The organism is Streptomyces rimosus subsp. rimosus, from assembly GCF_000720725.1.
GTDB classification, from domain to species: domain Bacteria; phylum Actinomycetota; class Actinomycetes; order Streptomycetales; family Streptomycetaceae; genus Streptomyces; species Streptomyces rimosus_A.
The window spans coordinates 65147-71146 of record NZ_JOCQ01000044.1; the positions used below are offsets into that span (position 1 = coordinate 65147).

Genomic DNA, 6000 nt, shown 5'->3' on the forward strand with positions numbered 1-6000 from the left:
GTTCGGGTTCGACCGTAAAGCGTAGCCCTCCCGGGGGTGACCGGATGTCGGGGCGCGCCCCGGCTGTTTTGCGGTTTGCGTGGTGGGGGTGCGCGTCTGGCGCGGTCGGTCCGGTGGGTGGGGGCTCGGGGCCACACAGGGGTCACTCTCCCCCAGCCTCCGGCCGGGGGGACCCCCACGTTGCCGGGGACGCGACCTTGTGTTCATTCGCGGCCGGGGCCTCGGTCGCCTGCGGGGAGACCCCTGTATGTCCCCGAGCCGCTCCGTTTGCGGCTATCCCGCCGCCGTGGCTGCGGTCCCACAAACGACACAAGCGGCGGCTCACGCGCGACGCGGAGGCGCCCCCGGCCTGCGCCTATACGTGCGCGAGCTTGACCACAGGGTGGGCGCGCACCAAGGCTCTTTTCCCTCCCCCCACCGGCCCGCACTCGCCCAACCGGCCGGAGGGGGCGTGTAGGGGGCCATCCCCGCAGGCAGCCGGGTGCCCTCGGTTCACTATCAACCCTTGGAGGCCCCGCAACCGCCGAACAAGAATGCTCGCATCCCCACGGGACTCCAGGTCCGCCAGAACCACCGCCACCGCCTCCCGCACGATCCGCCCACGATCGACCGCAAGCCCGTGCTCGCCCCGCAGGACCAGCCGCGCGTGCTCCAGATCCATCAGCTCCTCGGCGGAGACGTACACCGTGATCTTCTCGTCGTGCCGCTCACGCCCGCTGGGACGGCGGTTCGCGCCACGCCCCCGGCGGCGGGCCGGAGCCGTACCGTCGGCCGCCGTGTCAGCGGCCTCCTGCCGACGACGCCCCTTCGGGGCAGGGGCGACAGGGGCAGCCGCCTCCGCACCGCGGTCACGCCCACCGTGTTCGGCCGGCGCCGAGCCGTCCGGCTCGCCCCGCCGCGGGTTCGTATCCTCGCCCGGCGAGGACTCCGCGGGCCCGCCCGGCGCGGGGACACGCGGCGCATCACCGTTGACGCCCCCCGGCCCGCCCCCATTCGCCGCGGCCGGCCCATTGGCCTTGCGGGGCGCCGGGGACTGCAGCCCCGACCCCCCGGTCGTACGGAACAATTCGTCGGCTCCGGGCAGACTCACTCGGCGTGACACCGGGCGAGCACCTCCCTGGCCAGCTGACGGTAGGCGGCGGCGCCGACGGAGTTGGACGCGTACGTGGTGATGGGTTCGCCCGCGACGGTGGTCTCGGGGAAGCGCACGGTACGGCCGATGACGGTGTGGTAGACGTGGTCGTCGAACGCCTCGACGACGCGCGCCAGGACCTCCCGGCTGTGCACGGTCCGCGAGTCGTACATCGTCGCCAGGATGCCGTCGAGTTCCAGGTCGGGGTTGAGCCGCTCCTGGACCTTCTCGATCGTCTCGGTGAGCAGCGCCACACCGCGCAGCGCGAAGAACTCGCATTCCAGCGGGACGATGACCTTGTGAGCCGCCGTCAGCGCGTTGACGGTCAGCAGGCCGAGGGACGGCTGACAGTCGATGACGATGTAGTCGTAGTCGGCCATCAGCGGCTTCAGCGCACGCTGGAGCGTCGACTCGCGCGCGACCTCGCTGACCAGCTGGACCTCGGCGGCTGACAAATCGATATTGCTGGGGAGCAGGTCCATGTTCGGGACCGCGGTCTTCAGCAGCACCTCGTCGGCCGACATGCCCCGCTCCATGAGCAGGTTGTAGACCGTCAGGTCCAGTTCCATCGGGTTGACGCCGAGCCCGACGGACAGCGCGCCCTGCGGGTCGAAGTCGACGAGCAGCACCCGCCGTCCGTATTCGGCGAGGGCCGCGCCCAGATTGATGGTCGAGGTGGTCTTTCCCACCCCGCCCTTCTGGTTGCACATCGCGATGATTTTGGCGGGGCCGTGGTCCGTCAACGGTCCTGGAATCGGGAAGTAGGGAAGCGGGCGCCCCGTGGGGCCGACGCGCTCGCGGCGCTGCCGGGCGGCGTCCGGCGCGAGCGTGGCCGCGTATTCGGGGTCCGGCTCGTACTCCGCGTCCGGGTCGTAGAAGTGCCCCTCGGGCAGGTCGTCGTAGTCGGCGAGCCGGGTGGGTTCGGAGCCACCCCGGTCGCCGGCCATGGCGTTCACGTGATGGCCGTCCATGCTCTGGTGGGCTGTCGTCGTGGTGCTCTGTTGGGTCGCGAAGGTGTGGACAGCGACGGAGCCGACAGCCTGGAGCCCCGAGGGACCCTGGCCCCGTGCAACCGCTCCTGGTCGACCACCTCCGGGAGTAAATGTCGACTCATTCACAAGTCGTCTTACCTCCTTGGATGTGACCAGGAAACTTATCGATAGGTCAGCGTGGCACTATGCCGACGGTTGGCGACTCTATGGCGTGTCGGGCGTTCGCAGCAACACAATCCGCCGGACCCGGCCCGATGTGTCGGCAATCGAACATGCCGATGTCAAGGGTGCAAGCAGCACAAGCGCAAGGTTTCGCGGGTGTGCGAATCGGTTAAACGGTTACGTTCTCGGCGAGTTGAGGACCGCCCGTGCGGTTTCGGGCGTGCGGCGTGTCGGCGAACGGCCGCGGCCGGGCCTTGAGGACAAGGCCCGGCCGGCAGTGCGTCATTGACGCGCGCTATTGACGTCTCAGCCGAGGAGCGTGGTCAGGTCGGTGGCCTCCAGGCCGTGCGCCTCGGCGACCGGGCCGTAGACGACCTTGCCGTCGTGGGTGTTCAGACCCTTGGCGAGGGCGGCGTCACGGCGCAGCGCCTCGACCCAGCCGTTGTTGGCCAGCGAGACGATGTACGGCAGCGTGGCGTTGGTCAGCGCGTAGGTGGAGGTGCTGGGCACCGCGCCGGGCATGTTGGCCACGCAGTAGAAGACCGAGTTGTGGACCTGGAAGGTCGGCTCGGCGTGGGTGGTGGGACGGGAGTCCTCGAAGCAGCCGCCCTGGTCGATGGCGATGTCGACAAGGACACTTCCGGGCTTCATCTTGGCGACCAGCTCGTTGGTGACCAGCTTCGGGGCCTTGGCGCCCGGGATGAGCACCGCGCCCACGACGAGGTCGGCCTCGACGACGGCCTTCTCCAGCTCGTAGGCGTTGGAGACGATCGTCTGCACCTTGGTGCCGAAGATCCGGTCGGCCTCGCGCAGCTTGTTGATGTCCTTGTCGAGCAGGGTGACGTGGAAGCCGAGGCCCACGGCGATCTGCACGGCGTTCCAGCCGGAGACGCCGCCGCCGATGACGACGGCCTTGCCCGCGGCCACGCCCGGCACACCGCCCGGCAGCACGCCGCGGCCGCCGGCCTGGCGCATCAGGTGGTACGCGCCGACCTGCGGGGCGATGCGGCCCGCGACCTCGGACATCGGGGCGAGCAGCGGCAGCTGGCGGCCCGCGGTCTCCACCGTCTCGTAGGCGATGGCGGTGGTACCGGACTCCAGGAGGGCGTCGGTGCACTCGCGGGAGGCGGCCAGGTGCAGGTAGGTGAAGAGCGTCTGGTCCTTGCGCAGGCGGTGGTACTCCTCCGCGATCGGCTCCTTGACCTTCAGCAGCAGGTCGGCGGTGGCCCAGACCTCATCGGCGGTGCCGAGGATCTCGGCGCCGGCCGAGACGTACTCCTCGTTCGGGATGGCCGAGCCGAGGCCGGCGTCCTTCTCGATGAAGACCTGGTGGCCGTGGCGGACCAGCTCGTGCACACCGGCAGGCGTGATCGCCACCCGGAACTCGTTGTTCTTGACCTCGCGGGGGATGCCGACCTTCACGTCGATCACGGTCCTTGTAAGAGAGCTTGCAGGAAAAATCCATGCATGCGAGGCATGCCGGGACTGACCGCGGTGTCCGCGGCCTGGCCAGTCTATTTAAGGATTCTCTGTTGTCTAGCCTTGCAAAGCATCAATTACTGAGAGGAGCACCACCGATTTCGTAGGTCACTGTGGGTGATCTGAGAGGAGACGTTCCCCTATCCCCCGATGCAGCCGTGCGGTGGCCGGGTCGCCGAGCCGGTCGAGGGTGTCCGCGATCCGCAGCTGGAGGGCCGCCTCCAGGCGGCCGTCCCGGGCCTCTGCGGCCAGGGAGAGGGCCGCGGTGCAGGTCCGCAGCGATTCCTCGGGCCGTCCGGCGTACTCCTGCACCCGCGCCACCTCCCCCAGCGCGCGCGCCTGGCCCGCCACATCGCCCAGCCGCCGGTACGCGCCGTAGGCGGCCCGCCATTCCTTGAGTGCGGCACCCCACCGGGCCGCGTAGGTGTGCACCGCGCCGATCCGGCCGTGCAGTCGCGCCCCGTCCGCGTTCTCGCCCCGGGTCAGGCGCAGCTCCAGCGCGCGCCCGTACCAGTCGGCGGCCCGCTGCCAGTCCCCCAGCTCCGTGTAGGTGCCGCCCAGCGACTCCAGTGCCCGTACGGTCGCGATGGGATCCCTGACCTCGCGCGCGGCGCTCAGCGCACCCCGGTAGCGGGCCATCGCGTCCGTGGTCCGCCCGGCCTGCGCGTCGAGGTCGCCGAGGTTGAGCAGCGCGGCGGCCTGCTCCCGCGCCAGCCCGCGCCGCTCGGCGACCTCCAGGACGAGACCGTGCAGCCCGTAGAGATCGGGTGCGGCGGCCTCGGCGCCCTGGTGGGCGATGAGCGTACGGACGATCGCGGCCATCAGCCGCCGGTCCAGCGTGTCCAGCTCGCCTTCCTCGACGGCGATCCGGGCTGCCTCCAGCAGGGCGGGCCGGCGGCTGCGCAGCCAGGCGGCGGCGGACGCGGAAGAGGCGAAGCGCAGTGAGCGCGGCAGCCCGGCGACCTTCTGCCGGGCCGGGGACCCGGCGGGCTCCCCGAGCGCCCGGCAGGACTGGAGCAGCCGTACGGTGCGCTCCAGCATCCGCGCGCGGGCGAGCTGGATCTCCGCGGGCCGTTCCTTCGCGTCGAGCGCGGCGCGCACCAGCGGTGCCAGGCAGCCGGGCAGCCCGTACTGTGCCTGGAGCCCGGCGCTCCCGGCGTACCCGGAGCCGTGCCCCCGCGGGTCGGGTTCCGCGGCTTCCGCGCCTGCTTCCGGAAGGGGCCGCATCAGCCCCCGGGCGGCGAAGTCCCGCAGGGCCGCCTCGGCGGCGGCGACCGAGCAGCCGGCGAGGGCGGAGGCGATGTGCGCGTCCGCCACACCGGCCGGGGCGAGGGCAAGCAGCCGTAGCGTACGGGCCGCGACCGGCGGCAGGGAGTCGTACACGAGGCGGAAAGCGCGGGCCAGAGGCCGTCCGCCGGCCGGTTCGCCGGTCTGTTCCGGCACCTCGCGCAGCGCCTGGAGCAGGTCGGCGACGGAGGATTTGGGCCGTTCGGCGAGCCAGCCGCCCGCCAGCACCAGCGCGGCGGGCCGGCCGCCGCACTCCTCGGCGACGGCGTCGGCGGAGCGCGGGTCGACGGTGATGCGGGTGGGGCCCGCGTACCGGCTGAGCAGGGCGACGGCGGACGCGTTGTCCAGGCCGCCCAGGGTGCACGGCCGGACGTCCGTGATGCCGGTGAGCGGGCCTTCGGAGACCGCGACGACCAGGCAGCCGGCGGCGTCCGGCAGCAGCGGTTCGACCTGCTCGGCACCGGCCGCGTCGTCCAGCAGCAGCAGTGCGCGGCGCTCGGCGAGGGCCGCGCGCAGCGCCTCGGTCAGCTCGTCCTCGGCGGCGCCGGGCTGGACCGGGGCGCCGAGTTCGGTGAGCAGGTCGCGGGCGACGAGGTCGAGGGGTACGGGGACGCCGCCGGGGGTGGTCAGGGCGACGCGCAGTACTCCGTCGGGGTAGTCGTCGGCGAGTTGCCGGGCCAGTTCGGCGGCGAGGGCGCTGCGTCCGGAGCCGGGCCGCCCGGCGATCAGCAGGACGCGGCTGCGGGCGCCCCGGCGGCCGGAGAGGGTGTCCAGGCCGGTACGGGCGATGTCGGCGCGCAGCGCCTTCAGTTCGCGGCGGCGGCCGATGAAGCCGCCGGGCGCGGTGGCGGCGGGCGGCACGGTCCGGCGGGCGGGCGGGCGGCGGGTGCCCGGGCGGTCGGCGGCGCGCCCGCCGTCGGCCGCGTCCGCGCCGTCCGCGTCCGGCCC

At 72.4% G+C, this 6000-nt stretch carries 3 protein-coding genes and 1 pseudogene; all 4 read right to left on the reverse strand.

Annotated elements, in window-relative coordinates:
- Positions 1-511 precede the first annotated feature (511 nt).
- A pseudogene (locus IH45_RS1000000150065) lies at positions 512-1090 on the reverse strand (hypothetical protein); the annotation flags it as partial.
- Positions 1087-2103, reverse strand: a complete 1017-nt coding sequence (locus tag IH45_RS0123065) for a ParA family protein (protein ID WP_030671551.1) — start codon at positions 2101-2103, stop codon at positions 1087-1089. The pseudogene IH45_RS1000000150065 and the gene IH45_RS0123065, both read right to left, overlap by 4 nt.
- A gap of 489 nt (positions 2104-2592) precedes the next feature.
- The gene (gene ald / locus IH45_RS0123070) at positions 2593-3708 is read right to left on the reverse strand and encodes an alanine dehydrogenase (RefSeq protein WP_030375889.1); all 1116 of its coding nucleotides are present in this window, start codon (positions 3706-3708) and stop codon (positions 2593-2595) included.
- Between the two features lie 165 nt (positions 3709-3873).
- The coding region (locus IH45_RS0123075; protein WP_394298698.1) for a tetratricopeptide repeat protein at positions 3874-6000 on the reverse strand (2127 nt) is incomplete at its 5' end.